Raw genomic sequence first — 25,497 nt, 5'->3', positions numbered from 1 at the left:
CAACCCATCCTACGGACCAATCGCAGCGCCGTGCGTAGGATGATGTTGAGCGCAGCGATACCCATCGACCAACCGCGCCAACGCATGGGTATCGCGCTGCGCGCTCAACCCATCCTACGGACCAATCGCAGCGCCGTGCGTAGGATGGCGTTGAGCGCAGCGATACCCATCGACCGGCTCAGGCCGGCGAGCGGGTGCCGTGGAAGGAGGCGATGCGCCAGCCCTCGGCGCCGCGCACCCAGAGCTGGGTGGCGAAGCCCTCGGCGCGCACCGGGTCGCCGCCGGCGCGCTTCTGCAACAGGTTGCATTGCGGCCCGCTCATCAGCGCCAGGTCGTCGCCGAAGAAGCGCAGCCTGAGTTCGCCGCGCTCCACCGCCAGGTAGCGCACGGCGTTGCGCGCGTAATCCAGGTACTGCACCTTGTCCTGCACCAGGCCAGTGGTGTGTACGTAGAGCAGGTCGTCGGCGAAGATCGCGGCGATGCGCGCGTGGTCCTCCTCGACCAGGGCGCGTTGGCGTTCGCTTTCCAGGGCCAGCAGTTCGTCGTGGGCGGTGTTCATGGGGGTTCTCCTGAATCGGTGGGTGAACCGTCGGGGGACGGCGCCGGCACCCTAGGCCGGCGACCGCGGCGCGGAAAAATCGTCATTCGCCATGCCAGCCATCGATAACCCCGATGCCTGCCCGCCGCCCCCGCCGGGCACTGCGCAGCCCAGGCTGCGCGCGGCCTGGCGCAGCTATCGACGGCATCGATGGGCAGCCATCGACAGCATCTGCTGGTCGCCGGCGATGCGGCCGCCCTAGCCTGCCGCCGACCTTCCCCAACCGGAACGACCGCCCATGAGCGCCTTGCACCTGCACTGCCAGAACCTGTTCGACGCCACCGGCCTGGAGGCCCGCGCCGACCAGACCCTGATCGTCGAGAACGGCCTGATCCGCCACCTTGGCCCCCGCCACCAGGCACCGCGCCCGCAGCCGGGCGACCAGGAGCTGCGCGCCGAGTTCGTCATGCCCGGACTGATCGACGTGCACACCCACCTCGCCTTCGGCAACGCGCAGAGCGAGGAAGACATCGATATCTGGACCAGCGACGAATTCCGCGCCCTGCGCGGGCTGTTCTTCGCCCAGCACGTGCTCGCCGCCGGGGTCACCTCGATGGTCTGCCCCGGCGACAGCGGCCAGCTCAGCATCGCCGTGCGCAACGCGGTCAATGCCGGGCTCTTCGAGGGCCCGCGGATCGCCGCCAGCAGCCGCGTGATCACCAACCGGCAGAGCCTCAACGACTGGTTCCCGAGCCGCGTCGGCGCGCCGGAGTACTTCACCGCGCGGCTGGTCACCAGCCGCGCCGAAGCCCTGGCGGAAATCCGCACCCAGGCCAAGGACGGCGTCGACCTGATCAAGATCGCCATGGACGGCACCCAGCGCCGGCCCAACGGCGACATCATCGCCGCCTTCACCCTCGACGAAACCCGCGAGATGGTCGAGGAAGCCCACCGCCTGGGCTGCAAGGTGGCGACCCATGCCTATGGTCGCGAAGCGGTGATGTACGCGGCCAAGGCCGGGGTCGACCTGGTCTTCCACGCCTTCTACATGGACGACGCCTGCATCGAGGCGCTGCTGCAGGCCGGCAGCATCCTCGCGCCGACCATGACCTTCCCGCAGAACACCGTGGACTTCTGCCAGCCCCACGATCCGGCCATCGCCACCGGCTACGCCGGCTACTGTGCACGCACCCTGGAACTGGGCACGCCGGTGCTCAAGCGCGCCAAGGCCGCCGGCATCCCCTTCGCCTGCGGCAGCGACAGCGGCTTCGCCGTCACGCCCTACGGTGAATGGCATGCGCGCGAGCTGGAGCTGCTGGTCGAGCGCCTCGGCTTCAGCCCCGCCGAGGCGCTATACGCCGCCACCAACGTGGGCGCGCGCTGCATGCCGCGCGGCGAGAGCCTGGGCACCCTGGAGGTGGGCAAGCAGGCCGATTTCCTGGTACTCGACGGCTCGCCGCTGGAGGACATCCGCCTGCTCCAGGACCGCTCGCGCATCCAGGCCGTGTACAAGGCCGGCAAGCCGGTGCGCCAGGAACGCACCCGCTACAACCCGAAGCAGGTGTCGGACTTCAACTCGCTGAAATGGACCGACCTCTACACCCGCGAGCGCGTCGCCGAACTCGGCAAATGGAGCCTGTGAACATGTACCTCAGCCTCGACGTCGAAAGCGCCGCGCGCCTGGCCGGCGCCGCCCTGCGCCATGCCCGCCAGCTCGGCCTGCGGCCCATGGCCTGCGCCGTGCTCGACGCCGCCGGCCACCCGCTGGCGGTACTGCGCGACGAGCACGCCAGTTTCCTGCGCCCGCAGATCGCCACCGGCAAGGCCCGCGGCTGCCTCGGCATGGGCTTCGGCGGCCGCGAACTGGCGCGGCGCGCCCAGGCCATGCCGGCGTTCTTCGATGCGATCAACAGCCTCAGCGGCGGCGAGGTGATCCCGGTGGCCGGCGGCGTGCTGCTGCGCGATGCCGAGGGCGGCCTGCTCGGCGCCATCGGCGTCAGCGGCGACACCTCGGACAACGACGAACGCTGCGCCCTGCTGGCCATCGCCGAACTCGGCCTGCACGGCGACTGCGGCGACGCTCAGGCCTGACCCAGCGCCGCCGCCTGCTGCGCCAGCACCTGGCGCAGCCAGGCCAGGGCCGGATCGAGGTCCTGCTGCGGGTGCCACTGCAACACCTGCAGCGCCGCCGGAAAGGCCAGCGGCGCCGGCAGCAGGCGCAGCGGATAACGCCGCGCCAGCGCCTCGGCCTGGCGCCGGAACAGGGTGGCGATGCGCGCCGTGCCGCAGACGAATTCGGCCATCAGCGAAAAGCTCTGCACCGCCACGCCGACCCGTCGCTCGATGCCCAGCTCCTTCAGGTGCAAGGCGTCCATGCCGAGGTTCTGGCCATCGGCGAACTCGCGCAGCACATGCTCGGCCGCGCAATAGTCGGCCAGGCTCAGGCCATCGACGTAGGGACTGCGCTCGGCGCAGACGATGCAGCACAGCTCGTCGGCCAGCAGCGGTGCCTGGGGATAACGTGGATTGAGGCGGCGCTGCGGCACGATCACCGCGTCGCAACGGCGGTACTCCAGGGCCTCGCTGACCACATCGCCATCGCGCGGCAGGGGCAGCTCGCGCAGGCTCAGGCTCACCCCCGGCGCCTGCCGCGCCAGCTCGCGGCTGACCGCCGGCAGCAGCACCGCGGCGACATAGTCCGACGCCACCAGGGTGAAACGCCGCTCGCAGCGCGCCGGCTCGAAGCGCACCGCGGCATCGACGATCTCCCCGGTCAGCGCCAGCGCCTCGCGGACCTTGGGCGCCAGCGCGCGGGCCAGCGCCGAGGGCTCCAGGCGCCGTCCCAGCGGCACCAGCAAGGGATCGTTGAAGTGTTCGCGCAGCCGCGCTAGCGCCGCGCTGGTCGCCGACTGGCCGAGGTGCAGGCGCTCGGCCGCGCGACTGACATTGCACTCCTCCAGCAGCGCGTCGAGCGCCACCAGCAGGTTCAGGTCGAGACGTCGGTAGCGCATTGGCTCAGCTCCGCGCGAGGGCCGCCGCGAACGGCTGGGAACAGGCAGGGCGAGGGCATGGCGGGGTATCCGGTGGCGGTTTCCTGTCGTGCCGGCAACTTAGTCGCCCACGGCGATCCGGGCCAATCGCATCCGCCGCTATGAGGTATCGCCCGGCGCGATACCTGGCATCGGCAAGCGCGCCAGGACAGCCGAACAGCCGCCGCGCGGGCGGGCTACTGCCCGCGAAAAACCACCGCCGAGGAAAAAAGTCAGCCAAAGCAGGCGATTAGCTCGCCGGAAGCTGTCTAAACTGCCAGTGAGCGCCTGGCGTTTTACGCCTCCGCGCCGGACCCGCAGGCAGATGGAGGCTGGCAGCGGCCCGTCGCTGAAATCCGTTCGCGATACCGACACACCCGGGCGCCACACTGGCTCCGCAATCATCGGCGCGATGCCGCCGATGTTCACCCTGCCGACGCGCCGGGCCACGACCCGCCGCGCCGGCATCGAACTCAGGGAAGCAGTATGCCCACACGACATGTGATCAATGCCTCGGTAAGCCCCAAAGGCAGCCTGGAAACCCTCTCCCAACGCGAAGTCCACCAGCTCAGTGCGGCGGGCTCGGGCAGCGTCTACGAACTCTTCCGCCAGTGCGCCCTGGCGATCCTCAATACCGGCGCGCGGATCGACAACGCCAAGACCATCCTCGACGCCTACCGCGACTTCGAGGTACGCATCCACCAGCAGGACCGTGGCGTGCGCCTGGAACTGCTGAACGCGCCGGCCGACGCCTTCGTCGACGGCGAAATGATCGCCAGCACCCGCGAAATGCTCTTCAGCGCCCTGCGCGACATCGTCTATACCGCCAATGAACTGGATAACCAGCGCATCGACCTGAGTACCTCCCAGGGCATCACCGACTACGTCTTCCACCTGCTGCGCAACGCGCGCACGCTGCGCCCCGGCGTCGAGCCGAAAATCGTCGTCTGCTGGGGCGGCCACTCGATCAGCACCGAGGAGTACAAGTACACCAAGCGCGTCGGCCACGAGCTGGGCCTGCGCAGCCTGGACGTCTGCACCGGTTGCGGTCCGGGCGTGATGAAGGGACCGATGAAGGGCGCCACCATCGGCCATGCCAAACAGCGCATGCATGGCGGCCGCTACCTGGGCCTCACCGAGCCGGGGATCATCGCCGCCGAGGCGCCCAACCCGATCGTCAACGAACTGGTGATCCTGCCGGACATCGAAAAGCGCCTGGAGGCCTTCGTCCGCGTCGGCCACGGCATCATCATCTTCCCCGGCGGGGTCGGCACCGCCGAGGAGTTCCTCTACCTGCTCGGCATCCTCATGCACCCGGACAACCAGGGGCTGCCCTTCCCGGTGGTGCTGACCGGACCGAAGAGCGCCACGCCCTACCTGCAGCAACTGCACGAATTCGTCGGCGCGACCCTCGGCGAAGCGGCCCAGCGCCGCTACCAGATCATCATCAACGATCCGGCCGAGGTGGCACGGCTGATGGCCCAGGGGCTGAAGGAGGTCAAGCAGTTCCGCCGCGAGCGCAACGACGCCTTCCACTTCAACTGGCTGCTGAAGATCGACGAGGGTTTCCAGCGGCCCTTCGACCCGACCCACGACAACATGGCCGGCCTCAAGCTCAGCCGCGCGCTGCCGCCCCACGAGCTGGCGGCCAACCTGCGCCGCGCCTTCTCCGGCATCGTCGCCGGTAACGTCAAGGAGAAAGGCGTGCGCCTGATCGAGCAGCACGGCCCCTATGAGATCCACGGGGACAGCGCAGTGATGGGACCGCTGGACGAGCTGTTGCAGGCCTTCGTCCAGCAACACCGCATGAAGCTGCCGGGCGGCGCGGCCTACGCGCCCTGCTATCGGGTCGCGACGGCAGCCATGGCCTGAGGCGAGCGTCGCAGCGGGGGCCGGCGCGGCCCCGCTGCGACGCCGGCACTGGCGGCGCAGACCCGCCCGCGCCGGTGGGCGGCTGCCGAGGCGGGCTCAGTGGTCGGAGAAACTGAAGATCGGCTGGTTCCGCGCGTCGATGGTGATGATCCGGCTCACCGCCTCGTCCGCTGCCGAATAGGCCTCATCCACGCTGGCGAAGAATTTCTTGATGAAGACTTGGTGGTAAATGACCTCGGCGCCAGGGTCGGTACTTCGGATGGCGACATAGGCCAGCGCCCTGCTGCCCCTCAACTGCGCCGCACTCCAGGCAATATGGTTGGAAAACGCGCGCTGTCTCATACGAGCCTCGGGTTATAAATAAAATTGAGTATGCGCGTATTCAATCTGCACCCCCTTATTACCGATGGGTGGTATTTCCGAATAGTTTTCGCGTGTTTTTTACTTATTTTCGACGGGAGGTCAGGCCTTGCGGCTCTAGCCTTCCAGGGCATTTCCCGTCGTCCCCGGGCGGCATCGCAAGAAAATAAAATAGCTTTCCTACAGAAACCCTGTATGCTGATTTTCGCTGTGTAGCGCCTTTACCGCGATTCTGAACTGATGCTTGTAGTAATTTCATCTCCTCGGTTTCTCTCTAAATATTTCGCCTCTCAGCTCCACTGTTTCATTCAAATATATACAGATATCCCTGGAGATAAATTATGACTACTCGTCAAACCGGCACCGTTAAATGGTTCAACGATGAAAAAGGCTTCGGCTTCATCACCCCGGAATCCGGCGCTGATGTATTCGTGCACTTCCGCGCGATCGAAAGCACCGGCTTCAAGAGCCTCAGCGAAGGCCAAGCGGTCAGCTTCATCGTGGTAAAAGGCCAGAAAGGCCTGCAGGCTGACCAGGTCCAAGTGATCTGACAGCCGGTCCCGAAAGCCCCGCCTAGCGGGGCTTTTCTCCGTCAAGTCCAGCCGTTTCTGTTCTCACGAACCTAGCGACGCCGGGCCTGGCACAGGAGAGTGCAATGAACAGAATCAACTTCGATCAGATCGCTACGGTCGACCTCACGGGTGTCACACACATCCTCGCCGTCCTCCGCGGAGGCCTGGCCAATGATGGCGTCCTGATCTGGGAATCCCGCCGATCCTCCACTTTCCACGGCTTCTCGTCCGCGATGGACGATGTACTGATGAGCACCTTGCTCGTCGAAGTCGAGGCCACGGACGATCCGCGTAGCATCCGCGATATCGAGGATGCGCTGAAGAGCAAGGAAACCTTGCGCGGCAAAGACCGCTACGGGTTCAAGACCTCCCGCTGAGGAGGCATGTTTTTGTAGCGGTCGGTTCCGGAGCCCTTGGGTAACGCAGCCCTACACTAGAGCTCCGGCCCGTACTGCTGCACCCCTTCGCTGCACCTCCCCCCGCCACCCGCGCAACCTGCTCGACGCCGCCTGCTCCGGGCTGCAATCCGCTTCGCCTCGCCGTCCGCCAGCGCCCCGCCCCCGGCGCGCAACGCCGCCTATTCCTGCGCGCCTTGTGTTGAATCAAAGTCTTCCCGCCACAGTGCTGCATGCTGAGCACGGATCGTCCCTGGACGCGATACCGAGGGGGCAATCCATGGCCTTTCGACCCCACATTCTGCAGAAGGAAGCCAACCATGAATCGCAAACTGCTGTGCGCCGCCATGCTCGCGCTGGCCGTGGCCCCTGTTCCCGTGCTGACACAGGCAGCGACCGAGGAAAAGGAGGCCGCTGCGGCGACCGCGCCGAACCCCGCGGAATTCGACAAGCAGATGGCCCAGGCCCTGGAGAACATGAAGACGATGCAGGCGCAGATGGAACGCCTGCAAGCCACCAAGGACCCGCAGGAGCGGCAGAAGCTGTTACAGGAACACTGGGACGCCATGCAGGCGACCATGGGCAGCATGCGCGGCATGTGGGGGCCGGGGATGATGGGCGGCGGCGCCTACGGCAAGGGTGGCGGCATGATGGGTGGGCCGATGATGGGCTGGGGACACATGGGCGGCTACTACTCGAAGCTCACCCCGGAACAACTGAAGGAACGCCAGTACATGATGGATCAGTACATGGGCATGCAGCAGAACATGATGAACCACATGATGTGGCACCAGCAGTACCTGCAACAGCAGCAGGAGCAGAAGCCCGCGCCCAAGCCCTGACAGCGCTTCCGCCTCGGCGGGGCGCTCTGGCGACGACTTGTCCGGGAGCGTGGCGAGACGCGATGCTCGCCAACGCCCCCGGCTGCATGCCAGCGCCCTACCGCGGCGTGCTAGACCCCCGGCGGCAGTTTGGCGCGCATCATCTCCCGTCGATCGAGGATTTCACCGTCGACGATGAAGGTGCCATCGCCCACCGCATGCAGGGTGCGTCGCTCGGCCCGCGAACGATCGAGGTAGGCGGCCACGCCTTCGAGCACGACGATATTGTGCCGCTCGACGATATCCACCACCTTGCATTCGATATTCGCCAGGCACTCCTTGATCAAGGGCGCCCTGACCTGCTTCCCCCTCACCGCCGTCAGGCCGAATGTCGCGAACTTGTCGGTATCGGCGCCGGAGCAGGTGCCGATACCGACCACCTGGTCGATCAGGTCCACGGTGGCAATGGCGATGACGCACTCCTTGTACTGGCGCAGCGCGGCGTATGAATGGTTCCAGGCGCCGGTGGTTATCGCGAACCGCGGCGTGAAGTCCATCACCATGGTCCAGGAAATGGTCATCAGGTTGTCCTTCACGCCATCGTGGGTCGTCACCAGGACAACCGGCCCCGACTCCAATAGCGTGAATGCCTTGCCGAGTTCCAGCTTCTTCATCGCCAGACGCTCCCCTCTGAATTCGCCCACCCTGGGTAGCGCTCGGCCCCGGGTGCATCAACCGAGCAGCGATGGTGCGCAACCCCACGCAGAACCACCGCTCTGAAAATGTAGCCGGCATCCGGTCTTTGCCGATGGCATTGGCCCGGCGTTTTGTCAAAAATACCGCCACGCCAACCGGCAAGCCCCGAACGGCAGCCGTGCCGCCCCTCCTTCTGCCGCGAGATAGCCATGCCTTCGACTCCCGACGCCTTCCGCCAGCGCATCGCAGGCGAGCCACGCCCATGAACGACGCCACGGTCGAGCTATTGCAAACCGGCCCGGAGCAGGCCGAGCTGATCCGCAACCTGTACCAGTTCTATGCCTACGAGTCGTCGGACTGGGAGCAGGAAGACGTCGAGATCGACGGCCGCTTCTACATCCACGAGGCCCACCTGCAGCGCTATTGGCAGGAGCCGCAGTGGAGCGCCAACCTGATCCTGGTCGACGGCTTCATCGCCGGCTTCCTGCTGATCGAACGCAGCGAACTGCCGGGGCTCGACGCCCTGGAACTGGCGGACCTGTTCATCCTCAAGAAATACCGCCGACTAGGCATCGGCCGCGCCCTGGCCACGCAGGTACTGACGAGTGGAGAAAGCCCCTGGCTGGTGCGCTGCTACCAAGAGGACGCAACGGCCCTGGCGTTCTGGCGCGCGGTACTGGACGAGCTGCCGCGGCCGGCCAGCGCCATCGAGATCGATGACGATCCGCAGCTACTGAACTTCCTGGTGACCCCGGCGAGCCATTGAGCGAGCCGGAAAGGCGCGTGCGGTCTTGGCGAGCGGAGTTGAATCTCCAGGCGCATGGGGCTGGGTGTTCTTGGCCGTTCTCTGCCAGCGTGGGCGGCTGACGGCGGCCTGAAGCGGAGGGCGGGACGCGGCCACTGCTTGTATCTTAAGGAACGCTCCTTGCGCCATCGCATCCACGCTATTTGCCATCGAGCGAGCTTCTCTCGCAGCCCTTGCGCTTGGCTGGCTATCGACGACATGCCCATAGAGCTGCCTGTACCCGTTGGATCGCTGATAGTCGGTCAGTGAGCTTTGCTTTGAGTGAGTTCTGCAACGCGCCAGGTGAGTTCGAGAACTTACTCAGGAAATGCGCTGGCCAATGATGGAGCGGCCGTCAGTCGTCGTTGGGAAACCTGCATCGTCCCTATGTCCGCGCCTGGCCGGGACGGACGTTTACAGCAGGAAGAAGCCTGTCCCCTCTGGCCGTCAGTGAATCGTAGGAAAGCGCTCTTCCACCAATGCCTGAGCCTGACGGGCCATCTGATCGAGCAGGCGGTCGCGTTTGTTCTCGGCCTCGCCCATGGCCTTCTTGCCGTGCTGCTTCACCAGGTAGGCGTGGATCTGCCGGACTTCCTTGGATTGGAATATCGGGGCCAGATCCTGCACTGCCACCAGGCCGTCCGAGCGATGATCGCGGGTGTTCAGCAGCACGTGCGGCCCCTGCGCCGCCAGTAACTGAAACCCCATCGACTCGAAGATCGGCACCTTGCTCGCCGCGCAGGCCAGTTCGACGTGGGGCCGATGCTCGACCATCCGCTGCAACAGAGCCCGGGCAATACCGCGGCGGCGGTGGCTGGCTTTGACGGCCATATAGGCCAGCGTGCAGGCCTCGGCATCATCCTGGCTCGGCAGGTACAGGGCAAAACCCAGCACCTGGGAGGGGTCTTCATCATCCAGGGCCAGGATCAACCGCGCGGTGCTCTCCAGAGAGCCGTTCATGGCCTGCAGATACAGATGCACCTCATAGCCAATCACGTACTGATACAACTGATAGAGCGGATTGCTAGGGGTCAGCGACACCGGACTGATGTCGCTGAAGTAGTCCACCACCATGTGTAGAACCTGACTCTTCAGGGATTCAGGCGGCGATGTGTCCAGGGTTACAAGGGTGAACATCTGAAGCTGGCTCCGGGCGTGCCCGATCCGGGGAATCGGTGCTGGCGCCATTGTAACGCCCGTGAGCATCGAGCGTTCCCGCCGCACTCGCATAGGCGCGTCCAGCCAGAGGGACACCCCCTCATCACGGCGCGCTGAATAAATCGATCGTTGACGTGCACGTGCGACCCGACGCGGACATGACACCCGAACGTTCCGGGATCGAAGCAGGGCGCGAGGTCGGGAAATAGCGTTTCGTTTTTTGACGAGCCGCGTCCAGAGGTAAACAATCCAATCGTTTCCTCAATCGCCGCCGCAGGAAGGAGTTCGCCGTGTCAAACGATCCGTTTGCCCAGCTCAAGGCCATCCAGCGCGAGGGATGGTCGCTCTTCGCGCCGCTCGAAGCCGTTACCACGACGACGGCGGCGGAACTCGTCAAGCACGCGTGCATACGCGCGAACCAGCGGGTGCTCGATGTCGGCTGCGGCACCGGCGTGGTGGCGCTGACGGCGGCGCGCATGGGCGCGAAGGTCTGCGCGCTGGACCTTTCGCCCGTGTTGATCGAGCACGGCAGGCAGCATGCCGCCCTTGCCGGCGTCGAGATTGAATTCACGGAGGGCGATGTCGAGGCCATGCCCTACGGGGACTCGACGTTCGATGTGGTGATCAGCCAGTTCGGCCACATGTTTGCGCCAAGGCCGGACGTCACCACTGCCGAGATGCTGCGCGTACTCAAGCCGGGCGGCACGCTGGCGTTTTCCACCTGGCCGCCGGAACACTACGTGGGGCAGATGTTCGCGCTGGTCGCCAAGTTCGTTCCTCCACCGCCAGGCGCAGCCGCGCCTCCGCTGTGGGGAGACCCAAACATCATTCGCCAGCGGCTCGGCGATGCCGTGACGGACATCGTGTTCGATCGCTCAGTCATGGTGTTTCCTGCGTTGAGTCCACAGCACTATCGCAAAGGCATAGAGGAAACCCTCGGCCCAGTGGTGAAACTGGTTGCTGCTTTGAGGGATGAACCGGCCAAGCTCGCGGCCTTCAGGGCGGAGCTCGACAGCTTCGTCGCAGGTTACTTTGAGAACAATAGGGTGCGTCAGCACTACTTGATGACCCGGGCAACGAAGAAATAGCACTAGCCGCTGGCCCGAGCAGCACACGCCACATCGCTGGATCAACAGCGCTCGGTAGGGGCTGATCGACCGATAATCTGACGGACCGATCCTGGCCGATCTTGACGGGCAGAAACCGGCCAGGAGCGGACTTACAATTGGGCTTCCCTCAGAGAGGGGGCGATGCCTACGTGACGCAGCAGCACTCGCTGGACGATCTGCGCGAAGGCCGTGTGCGATTCACCCTGGACCTGTCCCACGAGCGCTTCCAGGACGACGCCCTGGAAGCGCTCAAGTACATCCGCGACGACTACGTGGCGGCGACGACGGCGGCGTCGCGCTGAGGGTATACGCGCCATGCTAGCCGGCCGGGGGATCGCTGGCTGCGCGAGCAGATGGCCAATGATTAGCTTTCCTCCGGCAGCTTGGCGATCACCTTGATCTCGAAGTCAAAGCCGTACAGCCAGGTGACGCCGATGCCGGTCAGCGTGGGATGCGGGGCTTCGCCCCAGTACTCCGGGACAATCTGCCAGATGCGCTCGAAGGTCTGCTCGGGGTTGACCAGGAACACCGTCACGTCGATCACGTCATCGAAAGTGCAACCGGCGCTGGCGAGGATTGCATTGAGGTTGTCGAAGGCGCGGCGCACCTGGGCTTCCAGCTCGGGTTCCGGCGAGCCGTCTTCGCGACTCCCGACCTGTCCGGAGACGAACAACAGGCCGTTGCTGCGGATCGCCGGGGAATAGCGGTTGCGCTCATAGAGGGCTTGGCGGCCGGAGGGGAAAACCACGTCACGGGTACTCATCGACTTGCTCCATCAAGGGGCGCAGCGGCCCCGGCTTCAACGATGGAGGCAGGTTACGGCACGCAGCGACGGCGATAATTGGGCAATACTGGTCAGCATTGTTTGTAGAATTCAAACAATACCCTCGATTCGCTGCCCCCCTTTCGTGACCCTGCCGGAGCCACCATGGACCGTTTCGATGCGATGCAAGCCTTCACTCGCGTGGTGGAAACCGGCAGTTTCACCAAGGCCGCCAATACCCTGCACATGAGCCGCGCCAGCGTGACCCAGTTGATCCAGCAACTGGAAACGCGGTTACGTGTACGCCTGCTCAATCGCACCACCCGCAAGCTCAACCTCACCGCTGATGGCGCTGCCTACTATGAACGCGTGGTGCGTCTGCTGGCGGACATGGACGACGCCGAGACCAGCCTCTCCAGCGCCGCCGCCGTACCTCGCGGGCGGCTGCGGGTCGACGTGCCCAGCCCGTTGGCGCGCCTGTTGCTGATCCCCGCCCTACCCGACTTCCACGAGCGCTATCCGGACATCCAGATCGACATGGGCGTCAGCGACCGCATGGTCGACCTGATCGACGAGAACGTCGACTGCGTGGTGCGCGGCGGCGAACTCAGCGACCAGTCTTTGATGGCCCGACACGTAGGCGACCTGCCAATGGGCATATTCGCAGCGCCGGCCTACCTGCAACGCGCCGGCGTGCCGCTGCACCCGCGCGACCTGGAGAACAGCCAGCAACGCATCGTCGGCTATCTCTGGGCGCGCACCGGCAAGCCGCTTTCCTACGTGATGAACAAGGATGACGAAACCGTGCAGGTGCATGGCCGCCCGGTGCTCACGGTGGACGACGGCAACGCCTACCTGGCCGCCGGGATCGCAGGCATGGGCATACTCAGGCTGCCGCGCTACATGGCAGTTGACGCTGTGGCGCGCGGGGAACTGGTGGAGCTGTTCGGCGACTGGACCATGGAGAGCATGCCGCTCTACCTCGCTTTCCCGCCCAATCGCCATGTCAGCGCCAAGCTGCGGGTATTCATTGACTGGATCGTGGGGTTGATGGCGCGACATGCGCCGGTAGCCAAGCCGCCGCTGTAGGGGTTCTCCCCCGTTAACCCGGGGTAATCGGCAGATATCCATCGACCGAATCGGGCCAGGTGCTCAGCACTTCGAATCCCGCGGGCGTTACCGCCACCATGTGCTCCCATTGTGCTGACAATGATTGATCCCTGGTCTTTACCGTCCAGCCATCAGCCAAGGTCTTAACCTGGTGTTTGCCAGCGTTCAGCATCGGCTCAATGGTAAAGATCATTCCGGCCTTCAGCTTCATGCCCTGGCCCGGACTGCCGTAATGCAGAATCTGCGGCTCATCGTGATAGACCTTGCCGATGCCATGTCCGCAGAAGTCTCGAACCACGCTATAACCTTCGCGGGCGGCTACCCGCTCAATGGCGCGACCGATATCGCCCACGTTCGCACCAGGCCGAACTGCGCGAATGCCAGCACACAGCGCTTCGTATGTCGTTTGCACAAGCCGCAATGCTTCTGCGCTGGTTTGGCCAACGACATACATACGGCTGGTGTCGCCATACCAACCGTCTTTAACCACGGCGACATCGATGTTGACGATATCTCCGTCCTTGAGCTCAGTGGGCGAAGGGATGCCATGGCAAACCACATCATTGATCGATGTGAGCACGGTTTTCGGGTAACCCTGATAGCCAACGTTGCCGGGAATCGCCTTCTGAACGTGAACGATGTAGTCGTGGCAGATCTGGTCAAGCCGCTCCGTGGTAATGCCAGGTTTGACATGCTCAGCAATCATCGCCAGCACATCGGCCGCCAGGCCAGCCGCCACTTTGGAGCGGGCGATATCAGCCGCACTGTGGATGGGTACATGCCGTTTCATGATGCGTGTCCCGCCGCAGCGTTCGGGCGGGAAGCCGAGGACTCGTCCGCGAGCTCGCAGACCCGGCTCAAACTCAGCCCACCGGCTTCTTCAGCACGTATCAGAAGTCGGCATATCTGGCTGTGGTTGAGATCGGGGTAGAGCTCGGTAAGCATGCCGAGCCGCAACCAGTGCTCCGCCTGTGCGTTGATGGAGCGGCTCAGTGCGCTACTGGAGAGACGCAGGTTCTCATGCATCGCGTCAGAGATTTTCAGAATGCCCATCGCTCGATCCTATATGAAACATATACGTATCGTATAATAAATATGGATCGGTCGTCGACAACACATATGCGAGCGGCAGGTTTAGGGCTCTGAACTTTCGGTCGTGGCTTGTTGACCGCCCGCTATTGGCTGTGGATGCAACTGAAGTCGCCGCATGGCGAACAGGCGCAGCAGGAACGCGCAACCGCAATATGTGCAGCGGAAGATGGCGCATTTGCCTTGTGATTTCCTGGCGCAGGACACCTCACGCCGAGTTCTTGCACAGCGCCTCCCGGGTGCGTAGACACCGACGTTCATGGCTTCCCTGGACGCCGGCGGGGTATGCATAGACGTCCTGCCAACCGCCGGAGCGGGCGTGATGTGCCACGCGGTCCCGGTTCCTTTCTCACTTCGGCGGTCGGCGGGGTCTGTCAGGCGTCGCGGTAAGTACCTTTCTGCTTGGCGGCATGGGTGGCCAGGGCGTCCATCAGGGGCGGCGACAGGCAGTCATAGGGCTCCAGATGGAGTTCGCGCAGGCGCTTGCGAATCGACTCCATCTGCGAAGGCGGGGTGCCACTCTCGATGACCGACGAGACAAAGGCGGCGAAGCCCGGTGCCGACCAGCCTTCCTGCGGGGAAAGTTCGGTATGGACGAAATCGAGGCCGTAGAAGGCGTGCCCTTTGTTCTCGATGCGGCCGAACAGGTGCGCACCGCATTCGCGGCAGGCGTGCCGCTGGATGACGGCGCTCTGGTCGACGATATGCAGCTTTTCGGGGTGGGCCACCACGCTGACCTTGTCGCGCGGCACCACCGCGATTACCGCGAAGGTCGCCCCCTCGGGCTTCCAGCACTTGGTGCAGCCGCAGGCATGGTTGTGGAGCGTCTGGGCTGCGACCGCGACTTCCACCTTATCGGTCGCACACAGGCATTGGAGTGTCCCTCCGCTGAAGCCGGGCCGCTCCGGGCGGATGCCGTTGTCCACTGATGGATGAATGTGAATCGCGCTCATGTGATAGATCCTCCTCGCGTTCGATCCGGCAGGGAGCGCGCAGCGACATGCCGCGCCGGAAACCCTGTCAGTCGATATGGATGACGGTGCGGATGGACTTGCCTTCGCGCATCAGCTCGAAGGTCTTGTTGATGTCTTCGAGGCCCATGGTGCGTTTGACGAAGGGGACGAGATCGATCTGGCCTCTCACCGGGTCCTCCAGCAGGCCCGGCAAGCGGACGCATCCTTCGACGCCGCCGCAGGCCACGCCCTGCCAGCGGCGGCCGGTGACCCGCTGGAAGGGATGGCAGATAGCGCCGTGCCGGCACCGGCATCGCCGAAAACGATCGACTGCCCTCAACCACGATAGGCGAATTTCAGGGCGGCACGCATGAGATTGACGTTGCCGCCGCACTCGAACCTGTGCTCGCCCCCTTCCGCTCATCTCGATGAGTCCCTGGCGGACCGCCCCAGCTCGAACGTGCCTGGGGTGGCGCAAGAGGCTGGCCCCTACCCGGGAAGGCCGCCTAGCCGGCGGTGTGTGCTCCTGGCCAGTGGTTAGCGTCGACTGGGTGCTGCAGTTCGGCTTCTGTATGCCGACGGTGTCACTCGAAGGGCAGTCCTGCCGATGGGCCGGAGCCTGGTTCCGAGAACACTTGCGTCTTCCTGGCGAAGCGCCCGAAGTGCAACGCCAGGGTCGGCAGCACCAACAGGTTGAGCGCCGTCGAGGTGACCAGTCCGCCGAGGATCACCAGCGCCATCGGCCCTTCGATCTCGTTACCGGCGGCGCCGCTGGCCAGTGCCAGGGGCAGCAGGCCGAGGGCGGTGACCACGGCGGTCATGAGAATCGGCAGCAAGCGCTCGGCGGCACCGCGGCGCGCGGCCTCCGCGCTCCAGGTCAGGCCCTCTTCGTCGACCAGGTGCTGATAATGCGAGACCAGCATGATGGAGTTGCGCAGGGTGATGCCGAACAGGGTGACGAACCCTACCAGCGAGCCGAGCGACAGGTCGCCGCCGCTGACCAGCACCGTGAGCACCCCGCCGACCAGGGCGAAGGGCAGGTTGATCAGCACCAGCAACAGCGCGCGGGTGTTCTTCAGGGCCAGGAACAGCAGGAGCATGACCCCCAGGGTGGCGAGCAGGCTGTACACCAACAGATCGTTTTCCGACTGGCTGCGGGCCTGGTCTTCGCCGGCGAACAGCACATAGACGCCGTCGGGCAACTTGACCTGGTCGGCGATGCGCTGCCGCGCCTCGGCGACGAAGTCGCTCACCGCGCGACCGCGCACGGCAGAGGACACCGTCTGCAGGCGCTGGCCGTCACTGTGCATGATCTGGTAGCGGCTGCTGGTCTGGCCGATTTGCGCCAGTTGCCCGAGCGGCAGCGTGATACCGGCCGGACTGCGCAGCGGTAGGTCGGCGATCCGCGCCACGTCCTGGCGCGCCGTCGGCGTCAAGGACAGATTGACGTCGTAGGCCTGGTTGCCTTCGTACACCTGGGCGACGTTGACGCCTTCGTAGGCCGCCTGGATGGCCTCCAGTACATCCAGCGGCGCGAAGCCATAGCGCGTCAGTTGCTCCGGGATCAGGCGCAGGGTCAGTTGCGGGGCATACTGCGCGGCCTCCACCCGCACGCCGATGGCGCCGGGGATCGAGCCGACCAGCATGGCGATTTCATTGGCCTTGTGCTCGATCACGTCGAGGTCGGGGCCGAAGACGTTGATCACCACGGGGGCCGTGACGCCGGAAATGCTCTCGTCGATGCGCTCGGCGAGGAAGGTGTTCACCGAGGCGGTGATGCCAGGGAAGCTCGACAGAACCTGTTGGATGCCGAGCAGCGCCTGGCGCTGCTCGGCGGGCGAGCCACGCCTCAGGTCCACTTCGAATTCGCTGATGTTGACCCCGGTCGGATCGACGACCTCGCTGGCCCGTCCGGCGCGCTGCGAGACCAGGCGCACGCCGGGCACGGCGTCGAGCGCCCTGCTCAGTTGCTGGCCCACGCGCATGGACTCCGGCAGGGACGATCCAGGAGCCAGGGCCATATGCACCAGGTAATGGCCTTCGTTGAGTTGCGGAATGAAGTTGCCGTTCATGAACGGCAGGCTGGCGATGGCGATGCCACAGAGCAGCGCGACGCCCGCGAGAATGCCGCGATGGTGCGACTCGATCCTGGCCAGCAGCGCCAGATAGCGGGCCTTCAGGCGGCTGAGCAGCGCCGGCTCGGCATCCCGCAGCGGGCGTTGGGTCAGCAGCAGGAAGGCCAGGGCCGGCGTCACGGTCAGAGCCACCAGCAAGGACGCCAGGATAGCCAGGATGTAGGCGATGCCGAGCGGGGCGAAGAGCTTGCCGGCGATGCCGCTCAGGCTCAGCACCGGGAGGAAGGCCACGGCGACGATCAGCGTGGCGTAGACCACCGCGCCACGGACCTCCAGGGACGCGCCGAGCACGACGCTGGCGGCCAAGCGCGGGTTGGCGAGCGCCTGGTTCTGGCGCAGGCGGCGGAAGATGTTCTCGACATCCACCACGGCATCGTCCACCACTTCGCCCAGGGCGATGGCCAGGCCGCCGAGGGTCATGGTGTTGAGGCTGACGCCGAAGCGCTGCAGGAGAATCACCGCGGCGAGCAGCGAGAGGGGAATGGCGGTGGCGGAAATGATCGCCGTGCGCGCGTCGAGCAGGAACAGGAAAAGCACCGCTATCACCAGCGCGCCACCGAGCAGCAGGGCGTTGCGCAGATGCCCCATGGCGCTTTCGATGAAACTGGCCGGGCGGAACACGTCGGCGTGCAATTCGACCTTCTCGCGAAGCAGTTGCGGCTTCAGTGCCGCCAGGGCCCGCTCGACCCCGTTGGACACGCTCATCATGTCGACGCCGTACTGGCTCTCGACCATCAGCGACACCGCCGGCGTGCCATCCACCGCCGCCGCACCCACCGCCGGCCCCGGGCCGATCTCGACGCTGGCGACATCGCCCAGGCGCAGCGGCTGGCCGTTCTGGTAACGCAGCACGACCTGGGCCAGTTGCTCGGGACGCAGCGTCTGTCCCTCGCTGCTCAGGACGATGCGCTGGTTGGCGCTCTCGATGAAGCCGCCGCCGCGCACGCCTGTCGCCCGCTGGGCCGCACTGAGCACGTCCTGCAGCGACAGGCCGTATCGCACCAGGCGCTCGGGCTGCACATGAATCTGCAGTTGCCGCGCCTCGCCGCCGAACACGATCACATCGGCCACGCCCGGTACGCGCAGCAACTGCGGACGCACTGTCCACTCCGCCAGCGTGTGCAGATCCATCAGCGAGCGTTGTTGCGAGGTCAGGGCGGCAACCAGGGCGACGCTGGTGGAAGAAGTCAGTGGCAGTAGCGTCGGTGCCCTGGCCTCGCGTGGCAGGCTACTGGCCAGTGTGGCAAGCCGCTCGGCGGTGAGTTGCCGGGCCTGGTAGAGGTCGGTGCCGTCCTTGAAAGTGAGCGTCACCAGGGACAGCCCCTGCAGGGACTTCGAGCGCAGGCTGGCCAGGCCCAGGGTGCCGGCCATGGCGTTCTCGACCGGCTGGCTGACCAGCGCCTCCACCTGTTCCGAGGTCAAGCCGGGGGCCTCGGTCTGGATCACCGCCTGGGGCGGGGCGAACTCGGGGAACACATCCTCGCGGGCCTGGGTCAGGCTGTAGAGACCGTAGCCGGCCAACAGGCAAGCGAGGGCGATCACCACGCCGCGCAGGCGAATGGCGAAACGAATGACGGAATTCAGCATGGTTTTCTCGCCACGGGCGTGTCAGTCGTCACATTCGGGGTCTTTGCAGGCGGAGGCGGCGATCTGCGGGCGTTGCTCCTCCGAGAGCAACAACTGCGCGCCACGCACGACCAGCGGTTCGCCGGCCTTGAAGCCACTACCGACGAAGTAGCCCTCCGGCACCGCAATCGCGTCGTTCAAGGGCCGACGCACGAAGCGCCCGGCCTCGACCTGCACGTAGGCCCAGGGCATTCCGCCGAACCAGAGCACCGCGCTCTGGGGGATCAGCACCCCCTCCAGCGTGGGTTGCACCGTCGGCAGGTGAGCCAGCAAGCGGGCGCCGAACGGCAGCGGCACCGCGCTGCGGTACAGGTAGACCGGCCCGGCCAGGTTCGGATCGCTCTGTGGGGCGGGCGCGAGCAGCTCGGCCGCCACAGGGTGCCGGGATTCGTCTTCGACGCTGATCCGCGCGGGCGGCGTGTCCTTGTCCAGCGCCGGGATAGCGATCCGCAGCAAGCTGTCCTGGTGGTTCAGCAGGCGGCTCAGCTCGGCCGACGGCTGTGCCGCCACCAGTTGCGCCAGGCGTTCGCCGAACTGCTGCGAAAGGCTGGCGCGCAGCGCCTGAAGGTTGCTTCGCGCACTCTCCACCCGGGCCTGATCGGCGGTGGCCGTCGCCTCCGCTGCCTGCAGGCTTTTCTGCGAGACATTGCCGGCATCGCGCGCCAGCGCGCGGCTGCGCTGCAGTTCCTGGTTCGAGGCCGTGGCAGTGGCCTGGGCCACCGCGACCTCGCCCTGGGCGACGCGGTAGCGGTTGCTCAGGTCGGTGAGCGACTGGATGTCCGGCACGCTGCCATAGGCGAGGCCTTCGGCCCGATGGCGGGTCGCTGCGATCGTGGCGGTCTGGATACCGGTCCGCGCCAGGGTCGCCGGGTCCAGTGTGACCAGCGTGAGACCGGCCTCGTTGGTCAGCCACGTGGGGGCAACCCCTGCTGGCGCCGGCGGCTGCAGCGGTTGCAGATAGAGCCAGGCGGCCAGTGCGGCTGCGCTCGCAGCCGCGCCGGTGATCAGCAGGGGCAGCAGAACGGGACGTCGTTTCACGGTTGGCGGTCATCCAGGGCGATGGGCGGTGAGGTGTTGGCGCCCTGCAACGGCCGTTGCAGGGCGTTCTCCAACTGCAGAAGGGTTTGCTGCACCTGAACCTGCGCGTCCAGGCGCGCGAGGGCGTCGAGGCTGGCGGCCAGATCAGACTGTCGGAGGGCCACGCGATCCATTTCGCCGCTGGCGAAGGCGCGGCGGTTGGCGTCGAGCGCCGCTGCCTGGCTGTCCTGGAGCTGGTCGAGCAGGCTCAGCCGTTGCCTGGCCGCGTCGAAATCGCGCAGGGCGGCAGTGGTGTCATTGATCGCCTGTTCCTGCAGTGTCTCCACCTTGGCCGCGGCTTCCTTGCGATGTGCCTCGGCCTGGGCGATGGCGCCCTGGTTGTGGCTGAACAGGGGAAGGCTGACGACTCCGGGCGTGAGGCTGTATTTCTCGGCGCCCTGGTCGAAGGAGTAGCCCATACCGAGCGAGAGGTCCGGGTACTGCCGGGCGACTTCCAGTTGCAGGGCGGCCTGGCTCGCTTCGTACTCGTTCAGCGCCGCGAGCAGGTCGCCGCGATTGAGAATGGCCTCGCGCCTCGCGCGGCCGGACGGAATCGCCGGCGCTGCGCGCGCGAAGGCACTCAGGTCGGGCGTGATGGCTTCCAGCGCGGGCAATGGAATGCCGATGGCGGCGGCGGCCCGGCTGCGCGCGTCCAGGCCGGCCTGACGCGCGGCGGCCAGGTCGCTCTCGGTTCGTTGCAGCGCCATGCGTTGCTGAAGCGCGTCCGCCGCTGCGGTTTCCCCGCGCCGGACACGCTGCTCGAACATGCCCAGCAGTTCCTGCTGCACGGCCAGCTGTCGTTGCAGGATGTCCTCGCGCTTGCGGCTGGCGAAAAGGTCGAGCAAGGCGGCGCGCAGGCGGCCGCGGATCTGCCAGGCGGTCTGCCCGATCGCCAGTTGCGCCGCGCTGGAGAGCTGCTGCGCCTGGACGATCCGGTAGCCACGCTTGCCGGCGGTTTCGATGGGGATATCCAGGGCCAGGCCATAAGTCCAGGGTTTGCTCGCCGCAGCGGTGTACTGCAGCGGCAGGGTCAGCGTCGGATTGGGCCGCTCGCCAGCGCTCTCGACGGCGGCCCTGCTGGCCGAGTAGTGGGCGCGCGCGGCATCCAGTTCCGAGCTGTAGTAGAACGCGGCGAGAGTTAGCTGGTCCGCTGTCCAGACAGACGAGGGCGAGCCGGAGTGGGCCGTGACGTATTCGCGCAAGCGCGGATCGTTCAGGTCGCGTGTTTCATAGGCGGCAAGCATCTGTGCCGGGGCAAGGGGCTCCGGGTGGTAGGTCGCGCAGCCGGCCAGCAAGACCAGGCCGAAGAGTAGAATTTTCTGCATGCTTGTCACGCTGGCCGGTGTCTTCGAAAGTCGTGCGGATGGGCGCGGGGCATTCCACGGGGCATGCGGACGGTAGAAAACGCTGGCTTAAAACCATCTTAAAAATCGCCGTGCGAACATGCGCGCAGTGCCAGCCCTGGCTGCGAAACCCGCCTGATAGCCGGGCACACGCTGGTTCTGATGTCTTGAGCTTCCCGGAGGAAGGTATGCGCCTGTTACTGGCCGAAGACGACGCAATGATTGGCGAGGGCCTCCAGCAGGGGCTGCGCAAGGAGGGATACAGCGTGGACTGGGTACAGGACGGCAAGTCTGCCCTGCTGGCCCTGGAAACCACCGAATACGCCCTGCTGTTGCTGGATCTGGGCCTGCCGCGAAGCGATGGTATGGAGGTCCTGCGGCGCATTCGCCGCAGCGAAACGGCGCTGCCGGTGATCATCATCACCGCGCGCGATACCTTGCCCGATCGCGTGGCGGGCCTGGACTGCGGCGCCGACGACTACCTGGTGAAGCCGTTTGCCATGGAGGAGCTGCTGGCGCGCATGCGAGCGGTCAGCCGGCGCCAGGCCGGGCGCGCACAGAGCGAGCTGAACGTCGGGCCATTGCGCATGGACCCGGCCGGCCACCTGCTATGGCTGCGGGGCCAGCCGGTGACGGTTTCGGCCAAGGAGTTCGCCTTGCTGCAGGTGCTCATGCAGGGCCCCGAACGCATCCTGTCCCGCGAGCAGCTGGAGGATCGCCTCTACGGCTGGGGGGAGGAAGTGGGCAGCAACGCCGTGCAGGTGCATATCTTCAACTTGCGCAAGAAACTCGGTGCGGAGGTGATTCGCTCGGTACGCGGGGTGGGCTATCACATCGGAGAAGACCAATGAACTCGCTGCGTCGACGCTTGCTCCTGTGGTTGCTGCCGGCGACCTTCGCCGCCGGAGCCCTGGCCAGCGTCGGCACCTACTGGGGCGCGCTCCTCGAACTGGACGACCTGCTCAACGACCAGATGCGCTACATCGCCAGGCACGTGAGCCTGGCGGGCGAGCAGGTTTCCTTCGATGAGCGCAATAGCCGGCTCAGCACGGCTGACGAGGACAAGGCCGACGAGGTGCTGCTGCAGATCTGGGATGGCCACGGGCAGTTGCACTACAGCTCGGACCCGGCCCTGCAGCTGCCAGCCCCCTCGTCGCCGGGGCTCAGCGACGTGCCCTATCGCGAACAGACCTGGCATACCTTCGTCGAGCAGCGCGGCGACCGCCTGATTCGCGTGGCCCAGGCCCAGGATGCACGCTGGGAGGCATTGGCCGGGCTGGCGGTGCACCTGCTCTGGCCGGTCCTGTCGCTGTTGCCGCTACTGGCATTGTTCCTCTGGTTCGGCATCGGCTACGGGCTCAAACCACTGCACAGGATCGTCGCCGAGCTTGCGCAGCGTAACGCCAGCAGCCTGGTGCCGATCGCGGACATCGATCTTCCCAGGGAAGTCAGGCCTCTGGTGGCCGAGCTCAACTCCTTGCTCAAGCGGCTGGATCAGGCCTTCACCCAACAGAAGGACTTCATCGCCGATGCCGCGCACGAGCTGCGCACGCCGATCATGGCCCTGAGCCTACAAGCCGACCTGGCCCGGCGCGCCGAAAGCGAGGGCGAGCGCCGCTCCACGCTCGCTCAGTTGCAGGCCGGCGTCACCCGGCTGGCGCACCTGTCGCAGCAACTCCTCACGCTGGCCCGCCTGGAGCCGCAGGCACAGGACGGCCCCTGGCAGCCGGTGCCGCTGTTGGGCCTGTGCAAGTCGGTGATCGCGGACCAGATCCACCAGGCCGAGGCAAAGGCAATCGACCTCGGCCTGAGCAGTCAGGACGACGCCTGCGTTCGGGGTGATCCCGAGGCCTTGCGAATCCTGCTCAACAATCTGGTCGACAACGCCATCCGCCATTCACCGGGCGGCACCATCGATCTGGCGGTACGCCGGGAAGGCGATGGGGCGATTCTCGAAGTCACCGACGACGGCCCCGGGATTCCCGAAGCGGAGCGAGCGCGGGTACTGGAGCGTTTCTATCGCGGAGCCGGCCAGAAGTCTGCCCAGGGCAGCGGGTTGGGGCTGTCCATCGTGGCAAGGATCGCCGAGCGGCATGGGGCGCGGTTGTCATTCGGGCCAGGAGCCGATGGGCGCGGTTTGCAGGTGCGCGTGCACTTCCCGGCGGTCGCGAGCGCTCGGCTCGACGGCAAAACCTGAGCACAGGGCGGATGAACCCGCCCGGCCCGACCGCAAGCGCAGCGGGCAAGGAGCTTGTCAGGCGCCCGGTCGCTGGCCATGACCTGTTCCTAGGTGGGAAGCAACCGGATGCCTTGGTCCATTTCTCTCCGCCCTCGCTGCGGCCACGCTCCCGCCGTTGCCGTCCAAGCAGCGCGTTGCTGGGATGTCGTCGCACAGATGTCCAATCAACGCTGCGAAAGGCCACTGATGGCCAGTTTCTGCCGACTCCCAGCGGCCGCTGAACGTTGCCTCCAGCCTCCTCCAAGCCGGCCATCGACAAGCAATTTCCGCTTCCCTGAACGTCCACTACAGTGACCCTGGTATCGAGGCAGCTCGGAAGGTCTCGCCGTAGAACCAAAGCACGCGCCCTGCCACTGCCGACAAGCATGTCCAAACGGAGGCAAACGATGGCACGGGTTCGCGTTGCAGGCTTCACCCTTTCGCTCGACGGATACGGGGCAGGACCGGATCAGGACATCGACAATCCGCTCGGCGTTGGCGGGACGGAGCTGCACCAGTGGCTGATCCCGACACGCACCTTCCAGCGGTCCCTGTTCGGCAAGGACGAGGGTACGACCGGGATTGACGATGATTTCGCCGCCCGTGGCTTTCAGAACGTCGGGGCCTGGATTCTCGGGCGGAACATGTTCGGCCCCATTCGCGGGGAGTGGCCGGACACACGCTGGAAAGGCTGGTGGGGAGACAATCCGCCCTATCGGGTTCCGGTCTTCATCCTGACCCATCACGGGCGTCCCTCCCTCGAGATGGACGGCGGCACGACCTTCCACTTCGTGACCGGCGGCATACGCGAGGCGCTCGACCGCGCACGCGAGGCCGCCGCAGGCAAGGACGTGCGGATTGGCGGCGGGCCGGACACCATCCGCCAGTATCTTCGCGAGGGCCTCATCGACGAGCTGCACATCGCGATCTCGCCGGTCCTGCTCGGCCGCGGAGAATCGCTGCTCGAAGGGATCGACCTGCGGGCCCTGGGATACGCATGCGGCGAGTTCGTAGCGTCGGAGAAGGCCACCCATGTCGTGCTGCGGCGCCAGGGGGGCACGGGCGCCTGAGCATTCGCTGAAGGCCGACGTCCTGACAGGCCAAATAGCGCTGAGCCGGAGCAGGGCTTTCTGCCCGACGAGCTTTCCCCTATTCCAAGACTGATGGCTGTGGGCAGCAGTGATGTTCATGGCTTGTCCTCCGCGTTGAGGGGGACAAGGGTGGATCGGTCTCGATACACGGTCGCGAACCGACCTGAAGTGGACTTCTCCGCCAACTAGACTGCGACGAAGCCAGGTGCTTTGCTTGATGTGGATCAACAGCCGCGATGCTGCGGGCGCTAGGGTTAATCCGAATTTTTCGCCGGACTGATTGAATGCTCTGGTTCCGTATCCACCAACGCGTGCTGCTTCGCATGGCCCTGGCGCTGTGGGTGCTGGCATTCGGGGTGGCCGCGAGCCATGGATGCCTCTCCTATCCGCAGCATGATGCGGCAGGTTCGCACGCCAGCCTGAGCACCGCCGCGCACGACCAATCGCACCGTCTCCATGCCACCGGTTGCCTGCAGCACTGCGAGGACAGCTCGGTCGCCTTGAGTGTCTCGCCCGGCCACGTCTCGCTCGACCAGGTTGCCTGGGTCGTACTGCTGATACTCCCCATCCTCCTGCTGCCCGTTGTCATCCCCTCGCGCTTCGGCGCGCTCGCCCTGCATTTGCCGCCGCCCCGGCTTCCACCGGCACGCCTGCGTTTCGTCCGCTTCAACGATTGATCCACCTTCCGTGCGCCCGGACCTCCGGACGCACAGTCTTGTCGCGCCTGCCCAGCGCAGCGCGGCCTCGTTTCATTTCAT

26 protein-coding genes and 2 pseudogenes are annotated in these 25,497 nt (G+C 65.7%); 14 read left to right on the top strand and 14 right to left on the bottom strand.

All coding sequences use genetic code 11. The annotated features are described in order from the left end of the window. Positions 1-178 precede the first annotated feature (178 nt). Complete coding sequence (locus BLQ74_RS00310; protein WP_090259643.1) at positions 179-559, bottom strand: nuclear transport factor 2 family protein; 381 nt, start codon at positions 557-559, stop codon at positions 179-181. A 277-nt stretch (positions 560-836) separates the two neighbouring features. Here BLQ74_RS00310 and BLQ74_RS00305 point away from each other — a divergent pair, with 277 nt between their 5' ends. Then, positions 837-2,180: a metal-dependent hydrolase family protein gene (locus BLQ74_RS00305; protein ID WP_090259641.1), complete on the top strand. Its 1,344-nt coding sequence runs from the start codon at positions 837-839 to the stop codon at positions 2,178-2,180. Positions 2,181-2,182: 2 nt separating this feature from the next. Then, positions 2,183-2,629, top strand: coding sequence for a GlcG/HbpS family heme-binding protein (locus tag BLQ74_RS00300; RefSeq protein WP_244507124.1), 447 nt, complete (start codon positions 2,183-2,185; stop codon positions 2,627-2,629). On the opposite strand, the gene BLQ74_RS00295 is transcribed toward BLQ74_RS00300, so the two are convergent. Beyond that, the gene (locus BLQ74_RS00295) at positions 2,620-3,549 is read right to left on the bottom strand and encodes a LysR family transcriptional regulator (RefSeq protein ID WP_090259637.1); all 930 of its coding nucleotides are present in this window, start codon (positions 3,547-3,549) and stop codon (positions 2,620-2,622) included. The genes BLQ74_RS00300 and BLQ74_RS00295 overlap by 10 nt on opposite strands. A gap of 504 nt (positions 3,550-4,053) precedes the next feature. On the opposite strand from BLQ74_RS00295, the gene ppnN reads away from it, so the two are divergent. Then, positions 4,054-5,439, top strand: coding sequence for a nucleotide 5'-monophosphate nucleosidase PpnN (ppnN, locus tag BLQ74_RS00290; protein WP_090259635.1), 1,386 nt, complete (start codon positions 4,054-4,056; stop codon positions 5,437-5,439). 96 nt (positions 5,440-5,535) lie between these two features. Here ppnN and BLQ74_RS00285 read toward each other — a convergent pair whose 3' ends face one another. Then, positions 5,536-5,781, bottom strand: coding sequence for a hypothetical protein (locus BLQ74_RS00285; protein WP_090259633.1), 246 nt, complete (start codon positions 5,779-5,781; stop codon positions 5,536-5,538). A gap of 359 nt (positions 5,782-6,140) precedes the next feature. On the opposite strand from BLQ74_RS00285, the gene BLQ74_RS00280 reads away from it, so the two are divergent. From BLQ74_RS00280 to BLQ74_RS00270, 3 genes are all read left to right on the top strand, one after another. Beyond that, positions 6,141-6,350, top strand: a complete 210-nt coding sequence (locus BLQ74_RS00280; protein ID WP_090259631.1) for a cold-shock protein — start codon at positions 6,141-6,143, stop codon at positions 6,348-6,350. Between the two features lie 104 nt (positions 6,351-6,454). Then, positions 6,455-6,748 (top strand): hypothetical protein, encoded by a 294-nt coding sequence (locus BLQ74_RS00275; protein ID WP_090259629.1) that lies wholly within the window; start codon positions 6,455-6,457, stop codon positions 6,746-6,748. Between the two features lie 338 nt (positions 6,749-7,086). Then, on the top strand, positions 7,087-7,608 hold the full coding sequence (locus tag BLQ74_RS00270) for a hypothetical protein (RefSeq protein ID WP_090259627.1): 522 nt from the start codon (positions 7,087-7,089) through the stop codon (positions 7,606-7,608). 110 nt (positions 7,609-7,718) lie between these two features. Here BLQ74_RS00270 and BLQ74_RS00265 read toward each other — a convergent pair whose 3' ends face one another. Beyond that, the gene (locus BLQ74_RS00265; RefSeq protein ID WP_090259624.1) at positions 7,719-8,261 is read right to left on the bottom strand and encodes a flavin reductase family protein; all 543 of its coding nucleotides are present in this window, start codon (positions 8,259-8,261) and stop codon (positions 7,719-7,721) included. Positions 8,262-8,545: 284 nt separating this feature from the next. On the opposite strand from BLQ74_RS00265, the gene BLQ74_RS00260 reads away from it, so the two are divergent. Continuing rightward, complete coding sequence (locus BLQ74_RS00260) at positions 8,546-9,049, top strand: GNAT family N-acetyltransferase (protein WP_090259622.1); 504 nt, start codon at positions 8,546-8,548, stop codon at positions 9,047-9,049. A 465-nt stretch (positions 9,050-9,514) separates the two neighbouring features. On the opposite strand, the gene BLQ74_RS00255 is transcribed toward BLQ74_RS00260, so the two are convergent. Continuing rightward, positions 9,515-10,204, bottom strand: a complete 690-nt coding sequence (locus BLQ74_RS00255; protein ID WP_090259620.1) for a GNAT family N-acetyltransferase — start codon at positions 10,202-10,204, stop codon at positions 9,515-9,517. A 311-nt stretch (positions 10,205-10,515) separates the two neighbouring features. Here BLQ74_RS00255 and BLQ74_RS00250 point away from each other — a divergent pair, with 311 nt between their 5' ends. Together BLQ74_RS00250 and BLQ74_RS27360 are read left to right on the top strand one after the other, a co-directional pair. Further along, the gene (locus BLQ74_RS00250; protein WP_090259618.1) at positions 10,516-11,313 is read left to right on the top strand and encodes a class I SAM-dependent methyltransferase; all 798 of its coding nucleotides are present in this window, start codon (positions 10,516-10,518) and stop codon (positions 11,311-11,313) included. A gap of 170 nt (positions 11,314-11,483) precedes the next feature. Then, entirely contained in the window at positions 11,484-11,636 is a 153-nt protein-coding gene (locus BLQ74_RS27360; RefSeq protein WP_170842747.1) for a hypothetical protein, read from the top strand. Between the two features lie 62 nt (positions 11,637-11,698). On the opposite strand, the gene BLQ74_RS00240 is transcribed toward BLQ74_RS27360, so the two are convergent. Then, complete coding sequence (locus BLQ74_RS00240; RefSeq protein ID WP_090259614.1) at positions 11,699-12,097, bottom strand: RidA family protein; 399 nt, start codon at positions 12,095-12,097, stop codon at positions 11,699-11,701. Positions 12,098-12,262: 165 nt separating this feature from the next. On the opposite strand from BLQ74_RS00240, the gene BLQ74_RS00235 reads away from it, so the two are divergent. Next, positions 12,263-13,186 (top strand): LysR family transcriptional regulator, encoded by a 924-nt coding sequence (locus BLQ74_RS00235; RefSeq protein ID WP_090259611.1) that lies wholly within the window; start codon positions 12,263-12,265, stop codon positions 13,184-13,186. 13 nt (positions 13,187-13,199) lie between these two features. Here the strand turns inward: BLQ74_RS00235 and map are convergent, their stop codons facing one another. The 7 genes and pseudogenes from map to BLQ74_RS00205 all read right to left on the bottom strand — a co-directional run bounded on the left by map (position 13,200) and on the right by BLQ74_RS00205 (position 21,412). Beyond that, positions 13,200-13,997 (bottom strand): type I methionyl aminopeptidase, encoded by a 798-nt coding sequence (gene map / locus BLQ74_RS00230; RefSeq protein WP_090259609.1) that lies wholly within the window; start codon positions 13,995-13,997, stop codon positions 13,200-13,202. Next, positions 13,994-14,260 carry a ParD-like family protein gene (locus tag BLQ74_RS00225; protein ID WP_090259607.1) on the bottom strand — a complete coding sequence of 89 codons (267 nt, stop codon included), beginning with the start codon at positions 14,258-14,260 and terminating at the stop codon, positions 13,994-13,996. The genes map and BLQ74_RS00225 overlap by 4 nt, the downstream gene beginning before the upstream one ends. A 410-nt stretch (positions 14,261-14,670) precedes the next feature. Further along, positions 14,671-15,249, bottom strand: a complete 579-nt coding sequence (gene gfa, locus BLQ74_RS00220; RefSeq protein ID WP_090259606.1) for an S-(hydroxymethyl)glutathione synthase — start codon at positions 15,247-15,249, stop codon at positions 14,671-14,673. Between the two features lie 67 nt (positions 15,250-15,316). Continuing rightward, positions 15,317-15,694: pseudogene (locus BLQ74_RS27610) on the bottom strand (S-(hydroxymethyl)glutathione dehydrogenase); the annotation flags it as partial. A 139-nt stretch (positions 15,695-15,833) separates the two neighbouring features. Then, positions 15,834-18,971 carry an efflux RND transporter permease subunit gene (locus BLQ74_RS00215; RefSeq protein WP_090259604.1) on the bottom strand — a complete coding sequence of 1,046 codons (3,138 nt, stop codon included), beginning with the start codon at positions 18,969-18,971 and terminating at the stop codon, positions 15,834-15,836. Between the two features lie 21 nt (positions 18,972-18,992). Further along, the gene (locus BLQ74_RS00210; protein WP_090259601.1) at positions 18,993-20,048 is read right to left on the bottom strand and encodes an efflux RND transporter periplasmic adaptor subunit; all 1,056 of its coding nucleotides are present in this window, start codon (positions 20,046-20,048) and stop codon (positions 18,993-18,995) included. Next, the gene (locus tag BLQ74_RS00205; protein WP_090259599.1) at positions 20,045-21,412 is read right to left on the bottom strand and encodes a TolC family protein; all 1,368 of its coding nucleotides are present in this window, start codon (positions 21,410-21,412) and stop codon (positions 20,045-20,047) included. Before BLQ74_RS00205 ends, BLQ74_RS00210 begins: the two co-directional genes overlap by 4 nt. A gap of 206 nt (positions 21,413-21,618) precedes the next feature. On the opposite strand from BLQ74_RS00205, the gene BLQ74_RS00200 reads away from it, so the two are divergent. The 3 genes from BLQ74_RS00200 (at position 21,619) to BLQ74_RS00190 (ending at position 24,718) form a co-directional block, all read left to right on the top strand. After that, entirely contained in the window at positions 21,619-22,281 is a 663-nt protein-coding gene (locus BLQ74_RS00200) for a response regulator (RefSeq protein ID WP_090259597.1), read from the top strand. Then, positions 22,278-23,627, top strand: a complete 1,350-nt coding sequence (locus BLQ74_RS00195; protein WP_090259595.1) for an ATP-binding protein — start codon at positions 22,278-22,280, stop codon at positions 23,625-23,627. Before BLQ74_RS00200 ends, BLQ74_RS00195 begins: the two co-directional genes overlap by 4 nt. A gap of 428 nt (positions 23,628-24,055) precedes the next feature. After that, positions 24,056-24,718, top strand: a complete 663-nt coding sequence (locus BLQ74_RS00190) for a dihydrofolate reductase family protein (RefSeq protein WP_090259592.1) — start codon at positions 24,056-24,058, stop codon at positions 24,716-24,718. 21 nt (positions 24,719-24,739) lie between these two features. On the opposite strand, the pseudogene BLQ74_RS28010 reads toward BLQ74_RS00190, so the two are convergent. Continuing rightward, positions 24,740-24,838: pseudogene (locus BLQ74_RS28010) on the bottom strand (integrase); the annotation flags it as partial. A gap of 185 nt (positions 24,839-25,023) precedes the next feature. On the opposite strand from BLQ74_RS28010, the gene BLQ74_RS00185 reads away from it, so the two are divergent. After that, the gene (locus BLQ74_RS00185) at positions 25,024-25,416 is read left to right on the top strand and encodes a hypothetical protein (RefSeq protein WP_244507123.1); all 393 of its coding nucleotides are present in this window, start codon (positions 25,024-25,026) and stop codon (positions 25,414-25,416) included. Positions 25,417-25,497: the final 81 nt, after the last annotated feature.

This window comes from Pseudomonas panipatensis (assembly GCF_900099785.1).
GTDB lineage: Bacteria > Pseudomonadota > Gammaproteobacteria > Pseudomonadales > Pseudomonadaceae > Pseudomonas > Pseudomonas panipatensis.
This window is presented reverse-complemented; position numbering and strand designations above follow the sequence as displayed.